At 67.3% G+C, this 26,450-nt stretch carries 27 protein-coding genes, 1 other RNA gene and 2 pseudogenes; 10 read left to right on the plus strand and 20 right to left on the minus strand.

Features of this window, described 5'->3' with window-relative positions:
* Positions 1 to 2: 2 nt before the first annotated feature.
* From ACIBX3_RS03135 to ACIBX3_RS03160, 6 genes are all read right to left on the minus strand, one after another.
* A complete protein-coding gene (locus ACIBX3_RS03135) occupies positions 3 to 920 on the minus strand; it encodes a TIGR03619 family F420-dependent LLM class oxidoreductase (protein WP_397112502.1) in 918 nt (305 codons plus the stop codon).
* A 291-nt stretch (positions 921 to 1,211) separates the two neighbouring features.
* Positions 1,212 to 1,823, minus strand: a complete 612-nt coding sequence (locus ACIBX3_RS03140; protein WP_397112504.1) for a ricin-type beta-trefoil lectin domain protein — start codon at positions 1,821 to 1,823, stop codon at positions 1,212 to 1,214.
* 768 nt (positions 1,824 to 2,591) lie between these two features.
* The gene (locus tag ACIBX3_RS03145; RefSeq protein ID WP_397112506.1) at positions 2,592 to 3,338 is read right to left on the minus strand and encodes a hypothetical protein; all 747 of its coding nucleotides are present in this window, start codon (positions 3,336 to 3,338) and stop codon (positions 2,592 to 2,594) included.
* A 156-nt stretch (positions 3,339 to 3,494) separates the two neighbouring features.
* Positions 3,495 to 4,181, minus strand: a complete 687-nt coding sequence (locus ACIBX3_RS03150; RefSeq protein WP_397112508.1) for a hypothetical protein — start codon at positions 4,179 to 4,181, stop codon at positions 3,495 to 3,497.
* A gap of 597 nt (positions 4,182 to 4,778) precedes the next feature.
* Positions 4,779 to 5,222 (minus strand): hypothetical protein, encoded by a 444-nt coding sequence (locus tag ACIBX3_RS03155; protein ID WP_397112510.1) that lies wholly within the window; start codon positions 5,220 to 5,222, stop codon positions 4,779 to 4,781.
* 339 nt (positions 5,223 to 5,561) lie between these two features.
* Positions 5,562 to 5,783, minus strand: a complete 222-nt coding sequence (locus ACIBX3_RS03160) for a hypothetical protein (RefSeq protein WP_397112512.1) — start codon at positions 5,781 to 5,783, stop codon at positions 5,562 to 5,564.
* Between the two features lie 283 nt (positions 5,784 to 6,066).
* On the opposite strand from ACIBX3_RS03160, the gene ACIBX3_RS03165 reads away from it, so the two are divergent.
* The 4 genes from ACIBX3_RS03165 (at position 6,067) to ACIBX3_RS03180 (ending at position 8,762) form a co-directional block, all read left to right on the plus strand.
* Entirely contained in the window at positions 6,067 to 6,450 is a 384-nt protein-coding gene (locus ACIBX3_RS03165; RefSeq protein WP_397112514.1) for a peptidase inhibitor family I36 protein, read from the plus strand.
* An 82-nt stretch (positions 6,451 to 6,532) separates the two neighbouring features.
* A complete protein-coding gene (locus ACIBX3_RS03170; RefSeq protein ID WP_397112516.1) occupies positions 6,533 to 7,390 on the plus strand; it encodes a hypothetical protein in 858 nt (285 codons plus the stop codon).
* 424 nt (positions 7,391 to 7,814) lie between these two features.
* Positions 7,815 to 8,180, plus strand: coding sequence for a transposase (locus ACIBX3_RS03175; RefSeq protein WP_397112518.1), 366 nt, complete (start codon positions 7,815 to 7,817; stop codon positions 8,178 to 8,180).
* A gap of 90 nt (positions 8,181 to 8,270) precedes the next feature.
* Positions 8,271 to 8,762, plus strand: coding sequence for an IS3 family transposase (locus ACIBX3_RS03180; protein ID WP_397113382.1), 492 nt, complete (start codon positions 8,271 to 8,273; stop codon positions 8,760 to 8,762).
* Between the two features lie 46 nt (positions 8,763 to 8,808).
* Here ACIBX3_RS03180 and ACIBX3_RS03185 read toward each other — a convergent pair whose 3' ends face one another.
* Genes ACIBX3_RS03185 through ACIBX3_RS03195 form a run of 3 tightly spaced genes read right to left on the minus strand, consistent with a single transcriptional unit; the run spans position 8,809 to position 10,095 of the window.
* Positions 8,809 to 9,336, minus strand: a complete 528-nt coding sequence (locus tag ACIBX3_RS03185; RefSeq protein ID WP_397112520.1) for a hypothetical protein — start codon at positions 9,334 to 9,336, stop codon at positions 8,809 to 8,811.
* A gap of 16 nt (positions 9,337 to 9,352) precedes the next feature.
* The gene (locus ACIBX3_RS03190; protein WP_397112522.1) at positions 9,353 to 9,739 is read right to left on the minus strand and encodes a hypothetical protein; all 387 of its coding nucleotides are present in this window, start codon (positions 9,737 to 9,739) and stop codon (positions 9,353 to 9,355) included.
* Entirely contained in the window at positions 9,736 to 10,095 is a 360-nt protein-coding gene (locus ACIBX3_RS03195) for a hypothetical protein (RefSeq protein ID WP_397112524.1), read from the minus strand. The genes ACIBX3_RS03190 and ACIBX3_RS03195 overlap by 4 nt, the downstream gene beginning before the upstream one ends.
* A gap of 184 nt (positions 10,096 to 10,279) precedes the next feature.
* Between ACIBX3_RS03195 and ACIBX3_RS03200 the strand changes: the two genes are divergently transcribed.
* Both ACIBX3_RS03200 and ACIBX3_RS03205 read left to right on the plus strand, forming a co-directional pair.
* Positions 10,280 to 10,732 carry a hypothetical protein gene (locus tag ACIBX3_RS03200; RefSeq protein ID WP_397112525.1) on the plus strand — a complete coding sequence of 151 codons (453 nt, stop codon included), beginning with the start codon at positions 10,280 to 10,282 and terminating at the stop codon, positions 10,730 to 10,732.
* 271 nt (positions 10,733 to 11,003) lie between these two features.
* Positions 11,004 to 12,119, plus strand: a complete 1,116-nt coding sequence (locus tag ACIBX3_RS03205; RefSeq protein WP_397112527.1) for a hypothetical protein — start codon at positions 11,004 to 11,006, stop codon at positions 12,117 to 12,119.
* Between the two features lie 225 nt (positions 12,120 to 12,344).
* On the opposite strand, the gene ACIBX3_RS03210 is transcribed toward ACIBX3_RS03205, so the two are convergent.
* From ACIBX3_RS03210 to ACIBX3_RS03220, 3 genes are all read right to left on the minus strand, one after another.
* The gene (locus tag ACIBX3_RS03210; protein ID WP_397112529.1) at positions 12,345 to 12,758 is read right to left on the minus strand and encodes a hypothetical protein; all 414 of its coding nucleotides are present in this window, start codon (positions 12,756 to 12,758) and stop codon (positions 12,345 to 12,347) included.
* Positions 12,759 to 13,111: 353 nt separating this feature from the next.
* On the minus strand, positions 13,112 to 13,393 hold the full coding sequence (locus tag ACIBX3_RS03215) for a hypothetical protein (protein WP_397112531.1): 282 nt from the start codon (positions 13,391 to 13,393) through the stop codon (positions 13,112 to 13,114).
* 337 nt (positions 13,394 to 13,730) lie between these two features.
* A complete protein-coding gene (locus tag ACIBX3_RS03220) occupies positions 13,731 to 14,633 on the minus strand; it encodes a LysR family transcriptional regulator (protein WP_397112533.1) in 903 nt (300 codons plus the stop codon).
* A 188-nt stretch (positions 14,634 to 14,821) separates the two neighbouring features.
* Between ACIBX3_RS03220 and ACIBX3_RS03225 the strand changes: the two genes are divergently transcribed.
* The 3 genes and pseudogenes from ACIBX3_RS03225 to ACIBX3_RS03235 all read left to right on the plus strand — a co-directional run.
* Positions 14,822 to 15,127 (plus strand): DUF1330 domain-containing protein, encoded by a 306-nt coding sequence (locus ACIBX3_RS03225; RefSeq protein WP_189142964.1) that lies wholly within the window; start codon positions 14,822 to 14,824, stop codon positions 15,125 to 15,127.
* Between the two features lie 898 nt (positions 15,128 to 16,025).
* Positions 16,026 to 16,519: pseudogene (locus tag ACIBX3_RS03230) on the plus strand (transposase); the annotation flags it as partial.
* Positions 16,520 to 16,844: 325 nt separating this feature from the next.
* Positions 16,845 to 17,093 (plus strand): annotated as a pseudogene (locus tag ACIBX3_RS03235) (DUF3159 domain-containing protein); the annotation flags it as partial.
* 615 nt (positions 17,094 to 17,708) lie between these two features.
* Here the strand turns inward: ACIBX3_RS03235 and ACIBX3_RS03240 are convergent.
* From ACIBX3_RS03240 to prfB, 8 genes are all read right to left on the minus strand, one after another.
* Positions 17,709 to 18,137, minus strand: coding sequence for a type II toxin-antitoxin system VapC family toxin (locus ACIBX3_RS03240; RefSeq protein WP_397112535.1), 429 nt, complete (start codon positions 18,135 to 18,137; stop codon positions 17,709 to 17,711).
* The gene (locus tag ACIBX3_RS03245; protein WP_397112537.1) at positions 18,134 to 18,385 is read right to left on the minus strand and encodes a hypothetical protein; all 252 of its coding nucleotides are present in this window, start codon (positions 18,383 to 18,385) and stop codon (positions 18,134 to 18,136) included. Before ACIBX3_RS03245 ends, ACIBX3_RS03240 begins: the two co-directional genes overlap by 4 nt.
* Positions 18,386 to 19,074: 689 nt before the next feature.
* Positions 19,075 to 19,458, minus strand: a transfer-messenger RNA (tmRNA) gene (gene ssrA, locus ACIBX3_RS03250).
* Positions 19,459 to 19,748: 290 nt separating this feature from the next.
* Positions 19,749 to 21,608, minus strand: a complete 1,860-nt coding sequence (locus ACIBX3_RS03255) for a penicillin-binding transpeptidase domain-containing protein (RefSeq protein ID WP_397112539.1) — start codon at positions 21,606 to 21,608, stop codon at positions 19,749 to 19,751.
* Positions 21,609 to 21,615: 7 nt separating this feature from the next.
* Positions 21,616 to 22,083 (minus strand): SsrA-binding protein SmpB, encoded by a 468-nt coding sequence (gene smpB, locus ACIBX3_RS03260; RefSeq protein ID WP_397112541.1) that lies wholly within the window; start codon positions 22,081 to 22,083, stop codon positions 21,616 to 21,618.
* A 98-nt stretch (positions 22,084 to 22,181) separates the two neighbouring features.
* The gene (ftsX, locus tag ACIBX3_RS03265; RefSeq protein ID WP_397112543.1) at positions 22,182 to 23,090 is read right to left on the minus strand and encodes a permease-like cell division protein FtsX; all 909 of its coding nucleotides are present in this window, start codon (positions 23,088 to 23,090) and stop codon (positions 22,182 to 22,184) included.
* 21 nt (positions 23,091 to 23,111) lie between these two features.
* On the minus strand, positions 23,112 to 23,801 hold the full coding sequence (ftsE, locus tag ACIBX3_RS03270) for a cell division ATP-binding protein FtsE (protein WP_091079803.1): 690 nt from the start codon (positions 23,799 to 23,801) through the stop codon (positions 23,112 to 23,114).
* Between the two features lie 390 nt (positions 23,802 to 24,191).
* Positions 24,192 to 25,310: a peptide chain release factor 2 gene (prfB, locus tag ACIBX3_RS03275; RefSeq protein ID WP_397112545.1), complete on the minus strand. Its 1,119-nt coding sequence runs from the start codon at positions 25,308 to 25,310 to the stop codon at positions 24,192 to 24,194.
* A gap of 47 nt (positions 25,311 to 25,357) precedes the next feature.
* On the opposite strand from prfB, the gene ACIBX3_RS03280 reads away from it, so the two are divergent.
* The gene (locus ACIBX3_RS03280) at positions 25,358 to 26,398 is read left to right on the plus strand and encodes a hypothetical protein (RefSeq protein ID WP_397112547.1); all 1,041 of its coding nucleotides are present in this window, start codon (positions 25,358 to 25,360) and stop codon (positions 26,396 to 26,398) included.
* Positions 26,399 to 26,450 lie beyond the last annotated feature (52 nt).

The following is a 26,450-nucleotide window of genomic DNA, read 5'->3' on the forward strand; positions in this document are numbered from 1 at the left end:
GCTCAGCTCGCGCGCAGGGCGGTGATGAAGGATTCGGCGACGTCCAGCAGTTCGCCACGCGATCGTGTCGTCGCCTGCACATCGACGAACACCTCGTCAGCGCCCGCCTCGGCCGCTGCGTGCAGATACTCGACGACCTGGTCCACAGTGCCGGCATAGGGCACCTGGTCAGGGGGAGCCGGCTTGTCGACGATCGTCGGATTGACCCGCATCACCATGCGCAGCGCCGACGGATCCCGGCCGGCCCGGTCGGCCGCCTGCAGCGCCATGCCCCACACCGTACGGAGGGCGGGCACCGGCAACGCCGCACCCAGCCAGCCGTCGGCGCGTCTGCCGACGCGTTCGAGCGCCGCGGGAGTGAAACCCGCGAGCAGGATCGGCGGGCGTGGACGCTGGGCGGGCTTCAGGTGCACGTGGGACGGCGGCACCGTCCACAGCGGCCCCTTGTGCTCCACTACGTCCTCCGCCCAGAGGGTCTCCATCACATCCAGCGTCTCCTCCAGCCGGGCTCCGCGCCCCTTCCAGTCCACTCCGGCCGCCGTGTACTCGTCCCGCAGCCAACCCAGCCCGATCCCGACATCCAGCCGTCCGCCGCAGAGCAGGTCGAGCGAGGCCAGACTGCGAGCGAGAACGACGGGCGGCTGCCACAAGGCATTGAGCGTGCTGGTCCCCAGCCGCACGTCGCGCGTGTTGAGGGCCGCCAGCGTCAGCGCCGCCAACGGGTCGAAGAACGTCGCGAAGGCCGGCGGCATCGTGCCGTCTCCTCCCGGATAGGGGTCGCTGGGCGTCAGCGGCGCGAGGAGGCGGTCGGCCGCCCACAGGCTGTCGTAGCCCATGTTCTCCAATCTCGCACTGGCGCTGCCGATGAATTCCGGGTCGGCGAAGGCGCCATATTGAGGTACTGCGAAGCCGATACGCATGCAGAAGTTCCTTAACGACGAACGGCAAGTGCATTGTCACTGACGCCGCGGATGCGGATTTGCGGACGGTATTTCCGCCTGCTGCTCAAGCAGCAGTTCATCTGCTGCCCACTTCCCGCTCACTCCCCCGGCAGACCTCGTGCGAGTGAGCAGGAGTGTGCCAGTCGGCCGATCCGGGCAGTGAGCGACGTCCTGGGGAAATGCAGATGTCGCCCTCCATCCACAGCACGCTCAAGAACCCGATGGGCTTTTTGGAGCGTTCGCGGCGGGCCGCGCCCACCGCGCGGGACATCAGTCGCTCACGAGCGATGCGGCGAACCACTGCTGGAGCAGATTGCCGCTCCTGCATGAGCCGACGCCCACCGCGGCGTTACGCCGCGCGTTCGCCACGGCGCTGGTCAGGCACTTCTTCGTCGCAAAGTTCTGGATGACGAAGGCGTCCTTGAAGGCCCCCGGAGCGTCGAGCGCCAGTTTGAAGGCCCACTTCTGGGTCTGCTTGCCGCCCACGCACCGGGCCACGAACAGTCGACCGGCGTTGTCGGTCTCCAGACACACGGTCCGCCCGCGCACGAGCTTCCTGCTCACCAGCTTGCCGCCGTTGATGAAGTTCCACTGCTGCTCGACGTCATTGCCGCCGCGGGCCAACCTGCTGAAGACCCGGCCCTTGCCGCTGGCGCCGACGTCACCGACCTCCAACTGCAGGTTGGTCCGGCGGTTGCTGATGTTCAAGGTGCCGGCCGGCGGGGCGGCTGCTGACGTCCCTGTGGCGGCGCCGACCGAGGCATCGCTGGAAGCGGCAGCGGGCGCGGCGACAGCAGTGGCGGCCAGAGCCGCGATCACGGCAGCGATCGCCATGCGGCGCCGGGGACTACGGGTGGCGCCGTTGGACAGGTCGAGTTTCATGATCTTCTCCTTGTTGGGACGGGGCAGGACGAGGCATTCACCGAGCCATGCGGGTCGGCTGACCTGACCCCGTTCCTGCGTCACGAGCGGACAGGCCAGGCGAATTTAGGCGTGGGCACTGTCCATTCCACAGACCGCTTTCTGACCGATCCCGCCCGTCGGGGTTTCAGCGTCGCGACGCGCGCTCACCGTGGAGGCGGACCGGGATCGGCCAGGCGGGCCGCGATGTAGTCATGCTCGGGCGCGGGCAGAGATGTCGCCGAGTCTCCACGCGAAGCGGTTCGTCCACGTGAAGGGCCGCAACGGGGCGCCGCCACGCCCGTACACGAAGGCCTGCCATGGATACATCGGGGAGAAGCGGCTGCCGCGCCAGGCCAGGCGGACGGCTTGGCGACGCCCGCCGCTCCCGCGCGCCGGCAGGAGGGCGACGACCACGACCGCCTGGCACGAGAGGGACATCCATGGGCGAGGTGCGGGCCGCATGGGGTCGTGCAGGGGATGACGAGCGTGGGGGCGTTGATCGCCAGCGACACAGCCGCGGTGATCGCGCCGAGCACCGGGAACCGTCGTGGCGCCCCAGATGGCGAGCAGCGCCGGCACGCCGCCGGCACTTGGACGGTCCAGAAGGCGGCGTGCCAGATCGCCGCGCGCAGCGGGGTCGGCTCGGGCCACGTGGCCGGAGCCCAGCCGCAGAAGGTGGCGGGGATGCAGAGAGAGCAGGAAACTCGGCGAGGTGGCCGCCAGGATGGTGAGGAGGCCGAACATCGGCTAGGACCGATCGAGCAGGCGAGTCCGGGAGGACAACGCCAGCACCCCCGCGATCAGGTACGGCCAGTCGACCAGCTCCAGGGTGCTGGAGCAGTTGTGCGGCGCGTTGGACAGGAGCCAGGCGGCGGGCTCGAACAGTGCGGGCACCAGCAGCACCAGTCCACAGAGCGGTGCGGCCCGATACCCGGAGAGCACGGCGCCGATCGCGGCGGCCGAGACCCAGTAGTAGAGGCCGTGGGCGGTGTCGAGGTGGTAGAAGGCCAGCGCCCACGTCCCCTTCATGTCCGCGTAACAGCCGAAGTCGCTGGTGGGGGTGTTCCTCGCCAGGGTCTGGCCCAGCGCCAGCAGCACGACCGCGCTCCAGATGACCGCCCGTGGCCATGGCACCCGCTGCTCCGGGCGGGTCCGCAGGAATGCGACGACGGCGATCGCCTGGCAGGCCAGTATGGAGCCGAACTGCGGGCCGAAGCCCCCGGTTCCGGAGACGACGAGGGCCGACACGGTGAGCACCAGCGCCACGGCCGCGGCGACCGCGCCGGCTTTGGGAAGCCACCGCGGCGCCCAGAGGGCGAGGAACGCCAGCAGGACCGGCAGGTAGTCGGTGGCGTAGCCGTAGGCCACCCCGATCGCGAGCTCCAGCGGATCCGGCCGTGGCGGCTCGTGGCCGAACCCGCCGAAGTCGCGGAGCATCAGGATGGATAAGAACGTCGGCGCGGTGGCCGCCAGGATGGCCAGGAGACGGAACATCCACAGCCCCTCGCGCGAAGTTGATCAGCGGAGAGCGTACCAGACCACTACGACAAGATGATCTCGAAGTGCACGGTCTGGAAGTGCTCGGCCTCGTCCGGGCGGCCGGCGCCGTACGCGTCTACGCCCGCGCCCGTCGCGACGCCCGGAACAGGCTCACTCGGTGACGGTTTTGGGGTGGGGCGTCTTGACCGACACCTTGGCGCCCCAGCCGATGTAGCGAGTGTCGACGATGGCGGTGCTGCCCTCGAATGCTTCGTAGCCCTCCGAGACGCCCTTGGCCGTGTACGAGCTCCACAGCTTGCTGACCAGGCCTGCCGAGTTGAGCGTCAGCTTGTAGGAGACCTCTGTGTCCGAGGCCCAGGAGCGGAGGGGGGAGCGGGAGAACCAGGCGGACACCTTGCGCAGGTCCTTGAAGGTGATCGTGCCGGTGACCGTGTTTCCGCGCTTGCTGCCCTTCGTGAGCAGCGCCGACAGCGTGGTTGGCTCGGTGGGGTTGAGGACCTGGTCGAACTGGCTGGGCATGCCGCCGCCGCCGGGCACCTTGAGCCAGGTCTTGCCCTTGGGCAGGTCTCCGGCGATGGCGCCGGAGTAGTACGTGGCCTTGCCGTTGTAGATGACGCGGTCCTTCTCGTCGTCATACGCGGTGCTGGCGATGTCGTAGGCGGCCAGGCTCTTCTTTCCGAACTGCAGGACGCCCTTCGTGGCGTACGCCTGCGAGGTCTCGGTGCCGTCGGACCAGTTGGCAATCTCGGTGTACCGGACGCCGTGGCCGGGAATGAGCGTGGACTTCAGCACGCGCACCGGGTCCTTGGGCGCGGCCTGGGCGGGGGCTGTACCCACCAGGAAGGCGCCGCAAACGACTAAGACAGAGATCGTTTTCCTCATGCCGGCAGATCATGCCGCAATCGGATCACGGTGAGGCTACGACCGTACGGCGACGCCACAGCAGGTCGCGGACGATGTCCCAGTCTGAGAAGCCCGGACCCCATGGTCGGTGCAGCGCCATCGCTCGTGGCAACATCGCGACTCCGTGAACTGGGCCACCCGCAGCCGCCGTCCGCTGCTACAAGGCGTGGCGCATTGTGCCGATGCGTCCGAACGGTCTTGCGCGCGCCCTCCGGGATGTCCCGGTCCGCGTCCACGCCATCAAGACCCGCGCCCGATCCCACGCAAGATGCCGTCGCGAGCCGGTCAACATGCCTTACGTGCCCGAAAAGATCATCGCGCTCTGACGTGCGGAAAGAGGCCGACAACCCCAGAAACCATCGAACCGCCGGGCGCCCAGATCGGCGAAGCGAGGCGCGAACCGGCCGAGCATGGAGTCTCCGGGGCTTCCGGTCGTGCTGACGAAGTTCAAGGTTGGCCCGTCCGTCCAACCAGAGGCACTTTCTTATCCTCCGTGAAGCGCGGGGCTAATGCGGCGGAACAGTGGAGCTGTCAGCCGAAGATCTTAAGATGAGGATCGCCGTTCACGCAGGACGCAAGGCTCTTCCAGCCGTAGATCTTCACCGACGTCGGGATTCCCTTGACCTCGAACATCCGCATGTTCGCAGCGTCAATACGCTTGTGATCCGGGTTGTTCTTGATGTTCAGGTCGATCCAGACCTTGTCGCCGTGGTTGAACGGGACTCCGAGGCGGTAGTCTCCACCGGTCTTGAAGCCGCCCATACATGTGGAATAGCCCCGCGCTGCGCTCGTGGTGCTGTGCAGGCACATGCTTACGCCATTCGAAGGCCACAGTGAACTGTTGAACAGCAGGCGGAACATGACGTTATAACTGCCCGCTGCGTGGGTGCTCGCCATGGCGCCCGACGGTTGCATACCCAGGGCGACTATCGCAGCCCCGACGACCGTCAGGGTTGTCTTGATTGCCTTGCCCATTGAGGACCTCTCATCTGTGTCGAGTTGCCGCCCGGCAAAGGCATTTGCGGGCGCTTCTCCGGTCAGACTCGAGCAAGAGGATGTTCATTTCACAGTCCATGCACTGTCCACGTACGCACAGCACGTACCTGCCTGACGTGCCGGCCGACACTGGACGTCGGTGTGCGTCGGCCAGTCGGAGCTGCCCGCCCTGCCTATCAGCGGCCGTGTTCCGTGGTCTCGATCGTGCTCCCGCGCGACAGCCTGCCCGGAGGCGGAACATGACGCTTGCCGTTCACGCTCTACTCGCCCAGCACGCACCGTTGGACCATCGACTCGCGTCGTGGAAACCCGGCACGCTCATACAGCAGATTCGTCGCCTCTCTCGGCAGCGGATCGCGTGCTACCGTTCCGCAACGCAACGACGGCCTCGACTTCTACGGTGAGCTCCGGGGAGGCAAGCGCGGAGACGACAGCAAGAGAGTGCGCCGGGACGTCGCCATCGGGATACCAATCCGCGAAGACCTCCTCCCGGGCGGCGTAGAAGCCGGGCGGGTGGTCGGTGCCGGCCACGAAGGTCAACAGCTTGACCGGATCGCGCGGTGTCGCCCCCAGTTCCTCGAAGGCGGTCTGCAGATTGGCGCGGCCAGTAGCAGGTCGTAGGGTCCTGCGGGGTGGCAGGCAGGCAGGCGGGTCAAACGCGCGCCCCTCGATGCCACTACCAGCAGCAACAGCTCAAAGATCGCTAGGTGCGGCTGGAATACTAGCGCGGCGCATGCTCGCCATTTGACCGAATTCGTGGAATTTTCCGGCATGTACCTGACTATGATCACAACGATTTCGGTTCCGCGAGAATGAGGTGTGCATGAAGCGAGCGAGGGTGCGCAGCGCCGCTGTGGTGGCGCTGACCCTGGTCAGTCTGGTGGGGGTCGGCTCCACCGCGCAGGCCGAGGCGGACCCGGCGGTGAGCTCCTGCGAGCTGGCCTTCTGCCTGTACGAGCACGACAAGTTCAAGGGCAAAGAAGAGGAGTTCATGTTCGAGGGCTGGGGCCTGTGCTACAGCGCGGACAGAGTGAACAACAAGGCGAGCTCCATGCGGAACAACAGCGCCGCCAGGGTGCAGTTCTACAACTCCGGCAACTGCTCCGGCGCGTACGGCTACGCGGCAAGGCCGGGTTCCTCGGACGGCGACCTGACGAACAACGGGTTCGACAACAAGACCAGCTCCATCAGATACGTCAGGCCGTAAGACCCTGAACCGCTCTCAGGACACCGACCTCTCGGACATCGAGTTCGGTAACCCCGCCCTGCGGCCGATCAGAGGAATCAGCGTGTCCGTTCGGCTGCGGGGAGCGGTCGGGGTGCTCCTGACCGCGGCGACAGCCGCCTGTTCGACGGCGGCGGCGACGGAGCCGCAGGTTCCGGTGCCGCCGCCGGGGGTGGAGGCGCGCGAGCTCTCGATCCCCTTCGACCGGTACAACTTCTCCCCGTCGGACATCGGCATCCTCGAGGGAGCCGAAGAGCTCCTCATCCGCGACTGCATGCGGCGGCGGGGCATGGCGTGGGAGGTGCTGCCGCAGAGCGCGGCGGAGGACGTGGAGCCGGCCAACCGCCGCCGCTACGGTGTCGTCGAACCGGAGATCGCCCGCCTCTTCGGTTATCACACCCCGCCGGACCGCCCTACCGTGGCCCGGCGCGCCGCCGCACGTGCCAGCCGTATGCGAAGCCTGTCGGCGAAGGAACGACAGGCCGCGTACGGAGAGAAGGACGGCTGCCTGAAACAGGCGCGGAACCACCTGGAGCAGGGCACCCCGCAGGTCGACGAGGCCCTGTTCAACAGGCTCATCTCGGAGACCTTCGAGCGGTCTCAGCGGGATCCGGAGGTCGTCCAGGTCTTCCTGGCCTGGAGCACGTGCATGCGGGAGCAGGGCGGGCAGTACGCCGGCCCGCTCGCCGCCATCACCGACCAGCGGTGGATGAAGGACGGCCCCGCCTCCCAGGAGGAGATCCGCGCGGCGCAGGCGGACGTGAGGTGCAAGGCGAAGACCGACCTCGTCTCCATATGGTCCGCAGCGGAGAAACGCATCCAAGACGACGCCATCAGGGCTCACCCCGCCGAGTTCCGTGCGCTTCAGGAGATCAAGGATCGGCAGATCGCGGCCGCCCGCGTCGTCCTCGCCCGCGGCTGACCGGCACCTCATGCATGCCCTTTGGGCCGCTCAGGTCCTGCGGTTGTAGAGGTAGCCCCACGCCAACCCCTCCTGTTGCGGCACGAGCCAGCTTGCACCTGAGTACGCCGGGTTAGAAGAGGACACACCCTTGAGCGTCGAAGTAGATTTCGACACTCAGGATCTCCGTGTCCTTGGCACAGGAGGCTTTGACCCAATCGCGGTGGAGCCGGCGGGTGCTCTCCCGGGCGACAAGCACGCTCCGCCAGACGTGACCGGCTACCGGCGGCGGGCCATGACCAGCGACCCGGCCAGGCCGAGGAAGTGCAAGCCAGACGAGTCGTTGGCGCCGAACTCGGCTTCGCCGATCCGGGGGAAGACGACCTCCACAGCGGCGGTGCGCTTCCCCTCATAGCGTGGAGACCGAACCGGGAGAGGTTTGGTCGTGGCAGCAGTCACGCGACGGCGCTTTAATCCGGAGTTCCGGGCCGGGGCGCTGCGTATCGTCAAGGAGACCGGGAAGCCCGTCGCTCAGGTCGCGCGGGATCTGGGGATCAGTCCGTACACGCTGCACAATTGGGTGCAGATGGGTCGGCTCGCCGAGCAATACGACAGCGGCAGGGAGGGCAGGGCGCTGAAGGAGTCGGAGCAGGAGGAACTGGCGCGGCTGCGGCGGGAGAAGGCCGAGCTGGCCCGGCAGCACGCCAAGGAACGAGCAGCCTGGGAGAAGGAACGCGCCGAGCTGGAAGACGAGCGTGACCTGCTCAAGCGCTCCGTGGTCTTGTGGGTCAAAGAGGCGATGGGCCGGTAAGCGTGGCGGCCTTCATCAGCTCCCAGAAGACCGAGCACGGCATCGACCACGCCACCTCCTGCCGGGCGTTGGGGGTGTCCCAGTCCTGGTATTGCAAATGGAAGAACCGCCTCGGCCAAGAGGCCGCCACCGCCCCGGGAACGCCGGCAGGCCGACCTGGACGCGGAGATCACCCGCCTGTTCGAAGCCTCCGGCGACACCTACGGCTCGCCCCGCATTACCCGGGACTTACACGAGGCGGGCTGGCGGGTGTCGGAGAACACAGTCGCGGCCCGGATGGCCGAGCTCGGCCTGGCGGGACGGGTCCGCAAGAAGCCGCGATCGCTGACCTGCCAGGGCAAGCGGCCCGCCGCACCTGATCTGGTCCGCCGCAAGTTCACCGCGGTAGCCCCGGACGTGCCGTGGTGCGGTGATGTGACCGCGATCGACACCGATGAGGGCAAGCTGTATCTGGCTACGGTCGAGGACCTGTTCTCGCGCCGGTTGCTTGGTTACGCCATGTCCGAGCATCACGATGCGGCGCTGACCAGCGCCTCGCTGCAGATGGCGGTGGCCACTCGCGGGGCGACGTGGATGGAGTGATCTTTCATTCCGATCGCGGTTCGGAGGGTGGAGACACCGCAGCCCGCTACCAGGGGCTGTGCCGGCGCCTGGGCGTGGTGCAGTCGATGGGCCGGGTCGGGTGCGCGCTGGTGCCAAGGCAGCGGCGCGCGGCCTGCACGTCAGCCAGGCGGGCGGCGTCGTTGGCGTTGACGGGTGCGCCGAGGTTGGTCAGCCTGAACCCGGCGAGCGGGATGTCCGCCCCGGGCGCGGCCATCTGGTCGAGCCGGTTGGCCCGTACCTGCGCCACGAAGTCGGAGATGGTGTACGCGGTCTGGATGCCGGTGTGCTGCGTCCGATCGAGCGGATTGGTCGCGAGCTTCGACAGCGCGATGCCCGCGTTCGCGGCCACTTTGGCGTTCGTGATCGTCCCGTCCGCGACGTCGTCGAACGCCATCCACGCGCCGCCAGGGGTGCGCCATGAGGCTTTGCCTGTGGCGGGGCTGGCCCACAACTCGAACGCGACCGGCGTTCCCGGCTCGCTGCTCGACGTGGGCAACACGAACCCCACGCCCGGGATCTGGTTGTACTTGTGCTGGCTGTACCAGTTCGGCATGACGGTTCCCCCGAGGTCAGGTGAGGCGGAGCATGCCCGACATGGGCACGGCCCAGGTGACGCGGACGGTGGACGCGGTGGGGTAGGACGGGTCGCCTTCCACGCGCTGCCCGTCGCCGGCGAACGTTGTGACGTTCGGCTGCCGGATCTGGCCGTGTTCGGCTTCCCACACCAAGGAAGGGGTGGCGAACACGATGTCGCGCTGGAAGGCGCCGCCCTCGTGCCCGGCCGGGCCCTGCTCGCCGCGCGCCCCGGGCGGGCCCTGGATGCCGGGGACGGCGAGCTCGAGCTCCACCATCTGGTGGTGTTGCTCGATCGTCAGCGAGATGCCGCCGTCCTGCTCCACCGTCAGGGCAGGCCCGGCGGTCTGCTGGACGACGAGTTCGACGTCGGGGTGGCTCATCGGGTCACCTCGCCGGTCACGCGTACCGCGCCTTGCAGGAGGCGGAGCGGGTGCCCGCCGGCGTCCACGAGCTCCAGGTCGTACACGCCGACCCGCCACGGCCACGCGGCCGACGTGGCGCCGGGGATGTGCAGCGCCACCCTCCCCGCGGCCGCGTCGGTGATGGCGAGTCCGCCGCCGGTGGCCAGGTCGTACAGGAGGGGCGCGTCGTCGCCGTGGTGGGCGCGCACGTGGGCGCGGACGCTGCAGCCGGTCAGGTCGAGCGGCGGCCGCCCCTCGGCTTGGGAGCGCGTGGTGAGGACGTAGTCGTAGTCAGTGCCCTGCTCGATCAGCATGTCGAAGGTCGCCGCGGACATGGGGGCATGGTGACGAGCGGTGCGGGCTTGTGTCCTCGCTCGTTCTTCCTCAGCGCTGGCGCCTCCTGTCTCACCGACACCTCGGTCGAGCGCACCTGTTGGGCCTCAACCCGGGCTCAACAAGAACTCAACATGCGCCGGCCTACCTTTCCCATATCCACGACGACCAGCGAAAGGAAGCACGATGAGACGTCTACCACTGATCCTGGCCGCCGGCGCCCTCACGGCCGGCACGCTTCTCGCCCCCGCCGCCCAGGCGGCGACTCCGGCCACGGCCGCCGTCTCCGTCCAGCAGGCGAGCCAGGCCCGCTGGTTCACCATCTGGGACGGCGGCGGGAACACCAGGGGCATTGATACTGGGGCGATCAAGAGCCAGGCCAAAGTCCTGCAGATCGTCACCCAGTGCTGGAACGGCGGGGACGGCACCGCGGCCACGGCCACCCTGTGGAAATGGGGGAGCAGTGCTATCGGCCGAGGTGGTGGGTGGATGAAAATGAAGCGCGACCGCGGTTACTGCCTGGGCGGGAAGATGTACACCCGTATCCACAATGCGAGGGCCGGCGAAAAGTGGAGGGCCACCGTCACTCTCAGCCCCAAGTCCCACACGGTCAGAGTGTGGGTTCAGAACTACGGCTGATCGGCCCACTGAACGGCAGCCTTCTGGGCCCTCCCTTCCCTTTGGCCGGCTACTGGGGGTGCCGGTAAGAAGCATGTCATGAGCCCCAAACGGCGTTGATCTTGCTGTGACTTGCCTGATCAATGCTGGTGGTCATGAAACACGCCCGATGCACATCGACGAGCTGGTCGAGCGCTGGACGATCCTGGACGAAGAGCGCGACCCCAACACCGGGAAACGGTACGCCACGCGGCTCGGCTACGCGATCCTGCGTCTTGCGTAAGGGGGCGGCATGAGGTGCCTCGCGATGATCTGTCTCGTCGGCCTTTGCGTGGTGCTCGCCGTACAAGCGTGGCCTGAGGGAGAACCGGATCCGCCGCCGACGGTACAGCCGGCGGAACGGCTGCCCGTGTTGCCAGGCAGGAAGGCACCACGCCTGGACTATGCGGTGTTGTACGACCCGGGGGTTATCCGGGAACCCGCGGCCGCGCACCATTCCTGGAGAGCGGGGAGCGGCTCCGGTCAGGAATGGCGGATCGAGGAGGCTCTCGGCTTCGTTCCCAAGGACGGTGGGCAGGCGGTGTCGCCCCTCGCCATCAGCGACGGCGGCCGGCGCCTCGCCTATCTCCGGCGTTCCGACCGTGCCCTGGTTGTCAAAGACCTCGCCAGTGGGGCAGTCAAGCTGGTCTCCACCAGTGCGTACCGGCCCGCCGACGATCCATGGAACGTCGAGTTGGCCTTCCACAGGGACGGCGAGCTGCTGTTCGTGTGGAACGCCCACCGCGGGAGCGAGTTGATCGATCTGTCGTCGAAGGCGCGCCTCCACCTCGGCACGGAGTTTGCCCATGACCTTTTGGAGGCGCGCGCGGACGGTGGCCGTGTCACCCTGTTGAGCGGCAAGGAACTGCAGGTCCGGGAGAACTGGAGGTCTCCGTTCACGGTGGCCCACCGCGAAGGCGATGCCGAGGACGGCACGTACCCCGTGGTGCTGGGCGATGAAGCAGTGAGCGTCGTCCGACTGAGAGACGTGGAACATCTGCGCTACCAGCTGAAGAGAGTGGATCTCCGGCACCCTGCCCACCGGGTCACGTTCGCCGATCTCACGCTGCCGTACGACCTGGAGACCGTCAACGCGATCCGCCCCCTCGGTCGCGACAGCGTGCTGCTCCGCGCCGAGCGGAGCCGGACCTGGCCCGATCACGGCCACCCGCCTGGACCGTGCGACTGGGAGGAGTTCTACATCGTCGATCTGAAGACAGGGGCCATCAGGTGGGCCGAGTACCGGGCGGCCGAGATCTGGGGAATGGAGGGAAAGCACATCAAAAGGCAGGCCTACGCACGGGACTTCGTGCCCAAGCCGGTCGCAGAACGCCCCGTACCGCCCCCCGACCGCGAGCGCTGCCTCTGATTCGGCGCGCAGCCAGGAAACGAGATCCGGGCCGGATGGGACGAAGTGGGTCAGAGCTCAAGCAGCATCAGGATCTCCTCCCGATCATCACCGGTTGAGAGCCAAGCCAGGGTGAGCTCGGCAGCGGCGACGATGCCGCCCTGCGAGCGTCGACCACGAAAGTCGACGCGGCGGTGTGCTTTACGTCGGCGCGGAACGCCACCCAGCCTCCCGGTAGCCGCTCGGCTACTCGGGTCGGTGGTCGAGGTGGATCAGTTCGGGCGGCAGCGCGGGGAGAGCGACTTCTCGGGCGCGCATGGTGTCGCGGAGGCTGGCGAGGAGTTGCTCGGCGTGGCCGGCCTGCTCGGCGTGCCCGTGGGCGGCGTTCTTCCACGCCTCCTGGTGAGGATCGTCGTCGTTGGCGCGGGCGCGGGAGGCAGCGGCCGCCCGGGTGCGGGCGGTCCAGTCGGCGAGCAGCTTGTGGTGGTCGCGCAGCAGCCGGAGTTCGGCGCGTGGGCCGTCCCCTTGGTCGTCTTGGTCGTCGGGGAGGGGAGCGGTGCCGTCGAGCCAGGCGAACGCCTCCAGAGGTTCGGTCTCGACGCCGGGCAGGATCTCGACGCTGTCGCCGGCGGGCGGGGTGAGCAGGGTCAGCGGCGGCACGTCCAGCGCTTTGGCGACGACAAGCAGTTTCGGGAACGCTGATGGTGGCGCGCTGGCCGAGCTCGAGCTCGGCGAGGTTCGACCGTTCGACGGGGTAGCCAAGGCTGGTGCAGCGGGTGGCGAGCTTCTCGACGGACAGGCGGCGGCGTAATCGGTGGTGCCTGATGTTCGGGCCGACCAGGTGCTGTAGGTGCTGGACCAGTCGCTGTGACGCTTCCTGGCACGAGGGTCCTTCCGTGTGGGGTGTGCGGAGCGGACTGGGACCCGCTAAACGATCTCCAGCGGGTGCACAACCGGGATGACCCGAGGTTGTCACCACGCCGTGGTGGGTCGGCTCCCTGCGCAGGGCGGACTTACCACGACATCACGCAGGGTAGGTGCTCGCCCGGGACAATTTCCGCACCTTCGCCACGCTCTGTCACCCTTTTGAGGGCGCGGAGCTCCTCCAGCGCTTCCTTCCGCGCTTCGAGCGCACCCTGGAACGCGTTGTGGAGGTCGCGGATCCCGCGGGCGCCCTGCGGGTAGTCGATGCCCGCCTTGTGCAGCGCCTCGTTCACGGCGTCCAGTTCGCCGCGCAGCCGCGCCAACTCGGCCTCGTGCGCGGCCGGCTCCTGCATCCTGCCGACCAGGAGCACGAATAGATCCCAGTACTCCGGCCTCGGGGAGCAATGGAACAGTGGTTGGCGTTAAGCATTGACCGATGTCATGGACGCCGTTGACGGCGGGCGTTCCCGCCGGTTACCCGTGCTTGTCCGGTTCGGCGTCGGCGAAGGCGTGGTATCCGACTCGGACCGGACCCGGGGCCATCATCGGATGCTGATCCGCCGGCGTAGCGAGGTCGTGTCGGGACAGCACAAGGTCGTGTCGGACATTCAGCAAGACCGCCGTCGTCGTCCTCACCGCGAAGTCCGCCGGGCGTAAGGTCTTCGGCCTCGCCACCGCAGGCGTCCGTCTCGCTTGACCTCTTGCGCGTCAGTCCGGCAGCCAGTGCAGCTCGTGCGCCAGGTTTTTGGCGACGGCACGGATGCGGCGGTGTAGTGGCGACTGCTCGCGTGGGAGGACCAGGTGGATCGTCAGGCTGGGCGCGCCCCGCAGCGGTCGCCAGGTGAGACCGACCGGTTGTGCCGTGGCCGCGGTTTCTCCGGCCGGGGCGAGGGTGACCCCGTCGAGCAGGTCGCGCTGGGACATGTCGAAAGAGACTGCGGGCGTGTGGAATCGGGGGTGTGGTCGGGTGTCTCGGAACAGTGCGGACAGTTGATCGTGGATCACGGGGTTGGCCGCACGGTCCGGGAGTCGCAGCGGATACGCGGCCGCGTCGGCGATCTCGATCTCCGGGTGTTCGGCCAGCGGGTGGTGCTGCGCCAGCTGGACCCCGACGCGCATACGCCGCAGCAGGAACCGGCGCACGTCACGGCCCGGCTGTTCACCGCGGGTGATCCCGGCATCGATGCGGCCGTCGGCGACCGCGGGGGAGATCTCCGGTGTCGCCATCGGGACCGCGCCGACCTTGAGTCCGCTGTTGCCGCGAATCAGCCTGTCCACCAGGGCCGGTGCCGTCTCGGCTCCGGCGCTGAGGCTGTATCCGATGCGCAGTGTGCCCAGTTCACCGGCCGCCGCGCTCCGGGCGGTGTCCCATGCCCGGTCCAGCGCCGCCAGCGCGGGCGGCGCGGACTCCGCCAAAGCCGCACCGGCCGTGGTCAATACGACGCTACGCGTGTTGCGGACCAGCAGGGCCGTACCGAGTTCCGTCTCCAATCGGCGCATCCGGGCGCTGAGTGCGGGCTGTGCGATACCGATCCGTGCGGCCGCGCGGGTGAAGTTCAACTCCTGCGCCAGCACCAGGAAGTACCGCAGGCTCACCGTATCCGGCGCCACGTGCCCTCCCTGCCGATTGATAACGATCCGTTCTGAGTCTATCCCGTACCGGTCTTTCCCTCGACCGCACATCAAGCCCTAACCTGCGCATATGCCGATTCAACTGACCGCAGTACCCGTCGCCGGGATCGATCGATCTGAGTGTCAATTCGAAGTCGGACGTGTCCGGCCCAACACAGGAGGTTTCCATGGCTAAGGGCTACTGGGTCAGTGTCTACCCCGCCATTTCCGACCCTGAGAGGCTGACTGCCTACGACAAGTTGGCCGGTCCGGCTGTCCAGGCTGGGGGCGGGCGCGTCCTGTCCCGGATCCCGTCCCGTGGCGGTCGAGTCGTCGCCCACGAGGCCGGAATCACGCAACGCGTCGTTCTGATCGAGTTCGACAGCTTTGAACAGGCCGTCGCGGCATACGAGAGCGAGGCATACCAGAAGGCGCTGGTGGCCCTCCCCGACGGCTTCGAGCGCGACTTCCGCATCATCGAAGGCATCGACTGACCGGCGGGCCCAGCCATCGCTGAGCATCCGTCACCTGATACGCACACGGTTCTGAACGACGGCTCACGAGACGAGTTCGAAGCCATGCCCCGCGTCCCAGTTCGTCGTCGACGTCCTCGACGGCCTGATGCCTGTCGGGCGGATCGAAGAAGCGACGCGACGTCCGGGCCAGCTGGACTGTCTCGCTGACCTCCTCGACGAAACTCACCCTCGCCCGAAGCGAACCGCGAACCGCTTCTCACACGACAGATCGGTCCAGCGAACACAAGGCTTCGATGACCAGGGGCGCATCCTGCATCCATCTGCCGTGTGCCCCATCGGGGCTACTCAGAGTACTGATATACAGTTTGAAGAACCGCAGGTCAAGTCCTCTTTCGAGGGGTTTCGATCTGCGGTTCTTCTGTTGTTGAAGTAGCCCAGGGGCGCGCCTGGCTGCGCCAGGATGGCGGACTGGAGCCGGCCGCCCTGCTTCGGGGGTCAGGTGGTCATGCCACAGATCTACCGCGAAGGCCCGTTCCCCGTGAGCCCTGCTCTCGCTGCGGCCAAGACCAATCAGCCGCGGCCATGACCGTCTTCTACGAGTACGAGGTCGTGGAGGGTGTGCTCGGTGAGCGCCTGGCGGACCGCGCCGGCATTGGGCCGCTGGAGGAACCGCGGCGTCTCCACGATGCGCAGGTGCCATACGTGCAGGCCGGCGAGCTGGTCGGTGCTGCTGGCTTCGAGGACCTGGTCGGCCGGCCGGGAACGCCGCGGCGTGCGTTTCCCATCCCACGCGCCAGGCGTCGGCGTACAGCCGGTCGATCTCTTCTATCGGCTCCACGGGGTTGGAGTCCGGGTCGCCGAAGCTGAGCACGTCGTGCGCCTACTCGTCGGGCGCTTCCGGCGGCACCCCTTCGTCGCAGGCTGGACCCAGGCCGTGGTCCAAACATGCGTCGTGCATTTGTTGGGGGCGAGCTTCCGTTACGCCGCCCGCCAGCACTGGGACGCCATCGCCAAAGCCCTCAAGCCCGTCTACACCGCCCCGACCGAGGCGGCCGCGCTGGAGCGGTTCTACGAGTTCGCCGAGGTCTGGGGCGGCAAGTACCCGGCGATCGTGAAGCTGTGGGAAGACGCATGGGCCGAGTTCGTGCCCTCCTCAACTTCGACACCGAGATCCGCCGGGTGATCTGCTCAACCAACGCCATCGAGTCCGTGAACGCGCGGATCCGGCGGGCGGTAAAGGCCCGCGGCCACTTCCCCAATGAGCAGGCCGCGCTCAAGTGCGTCTACATGGCGATCATGAGCTTGGATCCGACGGGCAAGGGCCGCAAACGCTGGGTCACCCGCTGGAAAGCCGCTCTGAACGCCTTCGCCATCACCTTCGAAGGCCGCCTGACCCCGGCCACCCGATAATCAAAGAAGATCGAGATACACCACTGACTGGACACACCCGATCCCGACCTTATGTGGCAGTACAGGATCGAATCCGGCTGATGACCCTTACTCTGCTGCTGTGGCGTCGTGGCCGGCCGCGCGCACCTGCTGGTTGATGAGGTGCGCGTCGGCGTGTGCGCGGCGGATGGGTTTCGCCCTGCCAGCGCCCACCGGCGAGGCAGCGGGGGCCGTGGTGGTTAGTCAGCCTGCTCCTGGTCCTCGCCGGTCTCCTCTTCGTCTTCGTCAGCGGCGTCGTCGAGGACCAGGCGCTCGGCGATGGCGGCCACCTCGCCGGCTCGGCTGGCGGCGCGATCGGGCGCGGTTGCGGCGCTTCCAGGCCTGCACGGCGGTGTTCCTGGCGAAGTTCGGCCTCTCCGCGATGGTGATGGTGCCGCTGTACCTGGCGGAGCAGGTGACCGCTCTTGGCATCGCCTCAATATTGCTGGGTACGCCCGCGACGGGCCTGTGCGCGTACATGTGCTGGCAGATCCTGCGTACAAAAGCGAATCCGCAAGAAGCGGATCCGACCGTCACCGCACCGAGCCATGGTTGAGAGCGGCGCCACACCGTCGAGTGGGTCCAGCCTGGCGCCGCCAGAATGTGGTGGTCGGCTCCGGAAGTCTGGCTATTCGGGCTCGTTGCCTGTACCGGGGCCGACCCGGTAGGCGTCACGTGGTGACCGGAGAGGAAACGCTGGGCGCCAGCGTGCGAGACGCCCGCCTCGAAGGCGTGCCGCGGTCGCTGTTCTCGTCGCTTGTGATGGCGAATTGGGCCGGGCCACCGGGCCCTGACTCACCGAACCTGGTCGCAGTCCAGGGGATCGAGCCAATGATCGTGTCGCTTCAGGGCGGCCAGCAGCGGCGCCGTCGCGGTCTTCATGTGCGGCGCCTCGTGGGGCCTGCTCGTCCCCTATCGCAGAGAAGAGAACGTCCGCGCTCGCCCACCTGGAATCGTCTGCGCCCGAACATCTGGTCATCATGATCAACAGTGGACCTACTTACCGCTACTCGAACGCCATGTCGCAGGTGGTGGAGCTGCGTCAGGTGATCGGGCCCCTTGAAGAGGACTGACCATGCATGACCGAATCGGGCGCGACGAACGGCTCCTCGGGAAGACCGGCGAACGGCCATGCGCCATCGCTCTCGACAAGGCTGACCCGCCCTTGCGGCTAGCCCGTCGCGCCGTGAGGTCGTATCACGGCGACCACGTCCACCAGCCGTTCCAAGCCGTCGAAGTCCTTGGGGTTCGCCGTGAACAACGGCAGTTCGTTGCTGGCGGCTGTCGCGGCGATCATCAAGTCGGCGGTCCGGCTCCGTGGCTGCCGACCTTGCGCGTACACGATGGCACAAAGCTGCCCAAACATCCGGGCCGCCTCGGCGTCGTATGGCAGCGGATCACCGAACGCCGCTTCGGCATGCTGAAGTACCGAGATCCTTCCGGCGCGCTTGACCGGATCATCGGTGGCGTACGGCCCACGCGACAGCTCGCCGAGCGTGACGGCGGTGATCGCCGACTCCACGGGCAGTTCGGCGGGATCGAAGAGCTGAAAGGCTGCCACGATGTTCGTGTCCAGAACGCCTCGCTCGTACCGGATCACAGGCCCGTCCCCTCGAACGGATCACGCAGCTCATCATCGATCACCGTGTCCAGATCAGCCCGCACCTCATCCCAGTCAACAACCGGGGCGGTGGCGAAGACGGCCTGCGCCTCGGCCGTTGGGACGAAGCGGCGACGTTTGATCGGCTTCACTTCGGCAAGCGGCTCACCATTGATCGTCAGAATGTACCGCTTCCCCTCGCGCAAACCGCGCGTGACGCTACCGGAGTCGTTGACGAACTGGCGCACGCTCACCTCAGTCGGACGAGACCTCTGTGCATCCATAACCTGATCGTACCCCGATGTACCACGGCGTACCACGATAGGTGAACTGATCATAGTGATCTTCAGCGAACGTCAGGTTGATCAATGCACGGGTCGATGAATCCTCCATTGGTTCGAGCGGTCAACGGGGAACGCGTGGGCGAAGCCCACACCCGAGTAAGGCGTCCGGAGCGAAGCGGAGGCCCTCCAGGGGTGCGGCTCCGGCGCGACTGGAAGCAACGGCTGAGCCTCTTCCTTGGAGGCATCGCTGCGGGTCAACAGGACCAGCCGGCCCACCACCCGGACGAAGATCAAATACAGCAGGCGGAAGCACAGGAGGATCGAGGATAACCGCAGGTAAACCAGCGTGTACGGATATGGCACAGCACAACCTGACGTCAGAAGAACTTGTGGGCGTTGATGATGGACGTCGCGCCATGGGACGCGGTAGGACACTTTCCCATTCTTCTTCTTGCGGTACTCGACACCTTCGGTGCGTCGAGGTCCTGCTGACACGGAACCACCAGTCCCTTCCGCCGGGTGAGGTTCCGTGAACGTAGGCGGCGACCTGGGTCAGCGTCCTGCTCCGGCAGGCCCGTGCCCCCCATGACGCCCCACGAACAAAAAACCGCCCCTGCCTGTCGATGTTTCGACAGGTCAGAGGCGGTGTGATGTTGTGGAGGTGGCGGGAATCGAACCCGCGTCCTTCAACCCCAAGTCAGGGCTTCTCCGGGCGCAGCCTGCTGTGCTTTTCTCAGCCCCGGCGATCACGCAGGCGAGTCGCCGACGGGCTCAGCCACTGTTTGGTTTCCCGCTCTCCCCCGTGGCCGGGTCGAGCGGTTGAGCCTTCTAACGATGCCAGACACCGGGCCGAAGGCACTCCCGGGCTGACAGTGGTTTCGCTACTTAGGCAGCGAGGGCCAGGGAGTCCCTGGCCGCCACAGTGCTGTTGGAATTGGCACTTGTAGTTTGCGGTCACAGGATTAACGAGGTTATGTCCGCAGTCCTCGGCCCGCTTCACCTGGCTTGCAAGATCGAAGTCGAAGCCAGTCACCCCCTGTGCAGTTGTCAACACACCCCGGTGAGGGGGTGCGCAACATGAATGTACATGGGACAACACCCTCAACGCCAACTTAATTCCCCATGGCGAAACCCCCGGGAGCGTGGCACTCGGCGCGCGCTCCCGGGGGCCGACCGGCAGGGTCGAGCCGGTCCGGACGGCAGGACTTCCCCCGAGATGAAGTCCTGATCTCATCACGGCGACTGGGACCGCAACCCCCCGAGCGGGCCCAGTCACTCAGTAAGACGCCGTCGCGGCCCCGAATGGTTGCTCCGTGTCACCACATTTTCACGATGAGGTGCCCAGCGCCGCGAAGAAGCCGCCGGCCACCGCCGAGGCGTCGTAGTTCTTCGACAACACCGCGATGGCCACATCCCCCTGCCAGCCGACGAACCAGGTCAGCTGGCTGCCCGCCGTCGCCCGAACGCCGTACACCTTGGCCTTGCCCGCCTGGGCGGGGGTTCCGGCCGCGCCGGCCCGCATCATCGGGATCAGCGCCGCGCGCACCTTCGGATCGACCGGAATGGGGGCGGGCTGGGTGGCCGGCACGGTCTCGGCCGCCGGGTCGGGCGACTTCGGGTCGGTGACGAGCACGGGCGGGCGCCAGGTGCCCGAGGACACCGCCGCGGCCACCAGCGCCATGCTCAGCGGGCTCACCTCGACGTTCTGGCCGGCGATGGCCTTGGCCTTGTCCGCGTCGCCGGACAGCGCCGGGAAGGAGCCGCTGAACGACTTCAGCGGCAGCCCCCATGGCTGCCCCACGCCGAACGCCTTGGCGCTCCTGTCCAGGTCTTCGGCCTTGACGCGGCGGGCGAGCGAGGCCAGCGCGGTGACGCAGCTCTTGGCGAAGTTTTCCTGGAACGTGCCCGGCGTCGCGGCACCGGTGGACTGTCCGGCGTGCACGAACTTGGCGCCGCCGACCGTGCGCTCCTGCGGGCAGTCCAGCCGCTGCTTGGGGCTCACATTGGCCTTGAGCAGCGCGTCCGCGGCCACGATCGAGAACGCCGTGCCCGCCGGGTATTTGCCGGCCAGCGCGTCCTTCTCCTGGTCCATCTCGCCCTGGGTGGCGACCGCGCGGATCTCTCCGGTGTTGCGGTCCACCGCCACCAGCGCGCTCTGGGAGGAGTCGGCCACCGCCTGCTCGGCCGCCGACTGGATGCCGCGGTCGATCGTGGTCCTCACCGAGACGTTCTGCCGGCCCGGCCACTCCTCCAGGAGGGCGGCCTTCTTGCCGGTCTTGAGGTCGAGCGTGATAACCCTGGTCTCAGTGGAACCGGTCAGATAGTCCTGGTAGGCCTGCTGCAGGCCGGTCTTGCCGACCGAGTCTCCGGCCCGCTGCGGACCGCCGAGCTTCTGCTCGTCGTCCGGGGTGAGCGCGCTCACGTTGCCGACGATCTGCCGGGGCGGGGCGGGATTGACCGGCTGGTCCTGCGGCTGCACCTCGATCCCCGAGATGGCGGCGAGCTTGGACTTCATCGACCGGTAGCGCGATTGCCCGAACGTCACCAGCGGCACGAAGTTATCGGGTGGCGCCGACCTGATGCGGCTCAGCAGCCGGTCCTGGGCGTATTCGGTGATCTCCGACAGCTTGGCGACCACTTCTTCCGCCTGGTCGCCCAGCTTGGCGGGGTAGACACCGGCGACGTAGAGCACGGTCTCGGTCTGCAGCGACTCGCCGCTCCGGTCGACCACCGGCTGCCGCGGCTTCGGCTTCGTGTCGACCGCGAACCGCTGGCCCTCCTTGAGCTCGGGATGCAGCACCGAGGGCGACCAGCGCACCTTCCACATGCCGTCGACCAGGTGCAGCGGCAGCATCCCGTCGTACTCCCAGAGCGGGTTGTTCTCGCCCAGGTCGACTTCGGCGCGGAACTGGGCCTGGGACTGGTCGCCGTTGACCGTCAGCCTCTCGATCCTGAAGCGGAACGAGGCCGCGTCGAGCTCCAGCTTGGCGTCGGACAGCGCCTTGCGCACCATGGCCTGGTTGCCGTCGGTGCGTCCCGCGGCCAGATCGTAGTCCTCCGTCTGCCAGCCCACGAGGAAGTCACGCACCGCGTCGTGCGGTGACGGCTCCTCGAAGCAGCCGGTCAGCGTCGTGCACGCGATCGCCAGTGTGACGGTCGCGGAGAGGGTGCGGCTCAGCCGTCTCATGCCACTCTCATCTGTTGCGGTAGCGCACGGCCCGGGCCATCTCCCGTTTGGCCTGCTGCTCCGCCAGCGACTGCCGTTTGTCCCAGTCCTTCTTGCCGCGGGCGAGGCCGATCTCGACCTTGGCCCGGCCGTCCTTGAAGTAGAGCACCAGCGGCACGATCGTGAGCCCGCCCTCCTTGGTCTTGGCGGCGAGCTTTTCGATCTCCTTGCGGTGCAGCAGCAGCTTACGCTTGCGGCGGGCGGCGTGGTTGGTCCATGTGCCCTGCGTGTATTCGGGAATGTGCACGTTGAGCAGCCACGCTTCGTTGCCGTCGATGCTGGCGTAGCCGTCGGCGAGCGAGGCGCGGCCCTCGCGGAGCGACTTCACCTCGGTGCCCTGCAGCACGAGCCCCGCCTCGAAGGTGTCCTCGACGTGGTAGTCGTGCCGGGCACGTTTGTTCTGGGCGATGACCTTCCGCCCGGTCTCACGTGGCATGCTTCGACTTTACCGGCGATCGGAGGGGTGAGCGGAACCGAAGAGGGCGAGCCCGCGACGCCCACGAAGGTTCGTCGCGAGCGCGACCATGAACACGGCTACACCCTGAGGTATCGGCGAAGCGTGACGAACGAGGCCAGGATACAGATGACCACACCGATGATCATGGTGAACGTGATCGTCTGAGCCACGGCGTCCCAGCCCAGCTGCGCGGTCGCATCGCCGAAGAATTGGCCGAGCTCCTCGAACAGCATGACCTTCGTGACGATCAGGATGACCGCCGCGAACACTCCGCCGATCAGACCCGCGATCACGCCCTCCATGATGAAGGGCAGCTGGATGTACAGGTTGGACGCACCGACCAGGCGCATGATGCCCGTCTCCCGGCGCCGGTTGAACGCCGACAGCCGGACCGTGTTGCCGATCAGCAGGGCCGCCGCCAGCACCAGGATGATCGCGACCGCGAGCGCGTAGTAGGCGAGCTTGTCGAGCATCTCGAAGAACGGGCCGACCAGCTGTTTCTGGTCGGTCACCTGGGAGACGCCGGGCTGCCCCTCGATGGCCTGGATGACAGACTGGTAGTTGTCCGGGTTGGCCACCTGGATCCGGAACGACTGCGGCATGTCCTCGACCTTGGTGGCGGTCAGGAGCGCCTTGTTGGAGGCGTAGGTCTTCTGGAAGTTCTCGTACGCCGAGGCCTGGTTCTCGAAGAACACCTGCTTGACCCCGGGGACACCCTTGATGTGGGTCTCCAGCGCCTTGGTCTGGGCCTGGGTGATCGCCTTGCCGTTGCACGCCGGGATGGCGGTCCCCTTGTTGCACAGGAAGACCGAGACCTCGACCTTGTCGCTCCAGTAGCCCTTCATCAAGCCGACTTGGGCGTTGATCATCAAGCCGACGCCCAGCATCGCCATGCCGACCGCCACGGTGATGACGACCGCGACCGTCATGGTCAGGTTGCGACGGAGGCCGATCCAGACCTCGGAGAAGATGAAGTTCGCCCGCATGATTCTGTCTACAGCTCCCTGTCAGTACGCCTGGCCGTAAACGCCACGCGACTGGTCACGGACGATCTTGCCGTCCTCCAGCTCCACGACACGCTTGCGCATGGAGTCGACGATGGCCGCGTCATGCGTGGCCATGACGACCGTGGTGCCAGTCCTGTTGATGCGGTCGAGCACCTTCATGATGCCGATGCTCGTCGCGGGGTCGATGTTGCCCGTGGGCTCGTCGGCCAGCAGGATCATCGGCCGGTTGACGAAGGCGCGGGCCATGGCGACGCGTTGCTGCTCGCCGCCGGACAGTTCGTCTGGCATGCGGTGTGCCTTGCCTTCCAGGCCGACCAGCTCGATGACCTCGGGGACCACCTTGCGGATGAACCGCCGTGGCTTGCCGATGACCTCGAGGGCGAACGCCACGTTCTCGTAGACGTTCTTGTTCGGGAGCAGCCTGAAGTCCTGGAACACGCAGCCGATGCGGCGGCGCAGGTGAGGCACCTTGAAGTTGGAGAGGCGGGCCAGGTCTTTCCCGGCGACGTGGATCGCGCCGGAATTGGGCCGCTCCTCCTTGAGGATCAGACGCAGGAACGTGGACTTGCCTGACCCCGAAGGGCCGACGAGGAACACGAACTCACCCTTGTCCACGTCTACGGATACGTGGTCGAGGGCGGGCCGGTTCTGGTTCGCGTAGACCTTGGTGACATTATCGAAATGGATCACGAGAGCATCACGGCATGCCAGTCTAGGGGTCAGGACGGAAGCGAGGGTGGCACATGCCCACTTCCCGCCGCTGGCCAATCGGGGACGTCGGCTTTACTGATGATCGACGTTCCGATTGGCCAGAGCACAGTCTAGGGGGAAGACTGGCATGGAACGTCCATAACGGAAACAAAACGATTGTGCGGCTAGACTTGGGGCTGTCATGAGTTGTGAACACCTCGTATGCGCGCAGTGCGCCCACCCAGTGATCGAGGGACGCTGCCCTCTCTGCCGCGCCAACAAGGAGCGGATGCACAACCACGGCTTCGCCGGGCTGTCCCCCGCTCTCATCGCCCTGCTGCTGGTCGCCCTGCTCGTGTTGAGCCTGGCACTCAAGCACCTCAGCGGACTTTAGGACGCCGCCCCCGACTCCTGTCGCCGCATCCAGCGGATCTCCGACTCGATGAACTCGTCGAGGTCGCCGTCGAGCACCCCCGACGGGTTGCCGGCCTCGGTGCCCGTACGCAGGTCCTTCACGATCTGGTACGGGTGCAGCACGTAGTTGCGGATCTGCGTGCCCCACGACGTGGTGCTCGCGCCGCGCAGCTCCGACATCTTCTCCGCCTCCTCCTGCCGCTTGCGCTCCAGCAGCTTGGCCTGGAGCACGTTCATGGCGCTGGCGCGGTTTTGCAACTGCGAGCGCTCGTTCTGACAGGAGACCACGATGCCGGACGGCAGGTGCGTGATGCGCACGGCCGAGTCGGTCGTGTTGACGCCCTGGCCACCGGGGCCGCTCGACCGGTAGACGTCGATGCGGAGGTCGTCCTCGTTGATGTCGATGTGGTCGGTCTGCTCGACGACCGGCACGACGTCCACTCCGGCGAACGAGGTCTGCCTGCGGCCCTGATTGTCGAACGGGCTGATGCGGACCAGGCGGTGCGTGCCGTGCTCGCCGCGCAGCGTGCCGTACGCGTAGGGGGCCTTGATCGCGAACGTGGCCGACTTGATGCCGGCCTCCTCGGCGTAGGAGGTGTCGTAGACCTCGGTCGAGTAGCCCTTGCGCTCGGCCCACCGGAGATACATCCGCAGCAGCATCTCGGCCCAGTCGGCGGCGTCGACGCCGCCGGCCTGCGAGTTGATCGTGACCAGCGCCTCGCGCGCGTCGTATTCGCCCGAGAGCAGGGTGCGCACCTCAAGGGCGCCGACGTCGGACTTGAGCGACTCGAGCTCCTTGTCGGCCTCGGCGCGCGTGTCGTCGTCGCTCTCCTCGGCCGCCAGCTCGTAGAGGACCGTCAGGTCGTCGAGGCGGCGCGCGACTCCCTCGACGCGGTTGAGCTCACCCTGCAGATGCGAGAGCTTGCTGGTGACCTTCTGGGCCTGTTCGGGGTCGTCCCAGAGGTCGGGCGCGGCGACCTGCTGCTCCAGCTCCTCGATCTGCTTGCGCATCGCGTCGAGGTCGAGCACGTCCTGGATGCTGCGGACCGTGCCCGCGAGCTCGTTGATCTCTTCTGCAGGATCGATGGCTGCCACGTCTCCCAAGAGTACGCGACCTGCGCCCGCCCTAATAACATGGCGAGGTGCGTGCATACGGGCGGCGGAAAGTGCTGGCGCTCGCCGCCGGCGTGCTGGCCGCGGCGACCGCCTGCACCGGCAATGCCGCACCGCAGCCCACGAAGCCCGTCGCCGCCTCCTCGACGCCCTCGCCGTCCGCGAGCGCGGTGGCGATCACGTCGGCCGAGGCGGCCAGGGTGTTCACCGACATCACCGTCACCGACGACCTGCTGCGGGCGGTGAACAGCCGCGAACGCCGCCTGCTGCTCGAAGGCGTCCTGCAGTACGAGGTGGACGGGCTGATGACCGGCGGCCAGTCGCCGCTGACCGTGGCCGCGTTCCTCTCGACCGACTACGCGCCGCCCCGCTACAAGTGGGGCCCGCCCACGCTCTACATCCCCAGGTTCCCCGTGAGCGAGAAGGCGCCGTGGTTCAGCGCGCTGGCGACGCGTGACGGGCGGCCGACGCTGCTGACGTTCACCAAGTCGGACCGCTGGCGGCTCAGCTCCGCAGCCCAGCTCCTGCCGGACCAGGCGATGCCGGAGATCGAGGTGGACGCCGAGGGCTATGCCACGGCCATGGCACCCGACGACAAGACCATCACGATCAGCCCGCAGTTCATGCAGCCCGTGCACGCCAGCGTGGCCGAGACGGGGGCGGCCGGGGTCACGGCGGGGCTCCTGGCGCCGGGGCCGTACACGACCGGGGTGGCCGAGGAGATCGCTTCCCTGCGAGGGGAGGCCAAGGACGGGGGCTACAGCTACGACTCGATCTTCAGCGCCGACAACTTCCCCGTGTACGCGCTGCGCACACAGGGCGGCGGAGCGCTGATCCAGTATTCGCTGTCGCGGACGTCGACCACGACCGCCAAGACGGAGACGGCCGTGGACGAAGGGGTCCCGGTGCCCACGTGGGCCCAGTGGGCGTTCGAGGATCCGAAGCAGCGGCTCTCGTTGCGGCTGGTCGAGACCCATCAGTACGCCACCGCCGTCCCGCCCCTCTCCAAGCCCTCCGCCGCCGCCGTCATCGCCCACCACGGCGGGCTCACCCGCGCCTCCGGCACCTGACTTTAGCAACTGCGGTTGACTATTACCGATTTAGTCAACTACGGTTGCTTGC

Source organism: Nonomuraea sp. NPDC049480 (assembly GCF_044465905.1).
Classification (GTDB): Bacteria; Actinomycetota; Actinomycetes; order Streptosporangiales; family Streptosporangiaceae; genus Nonomuraea.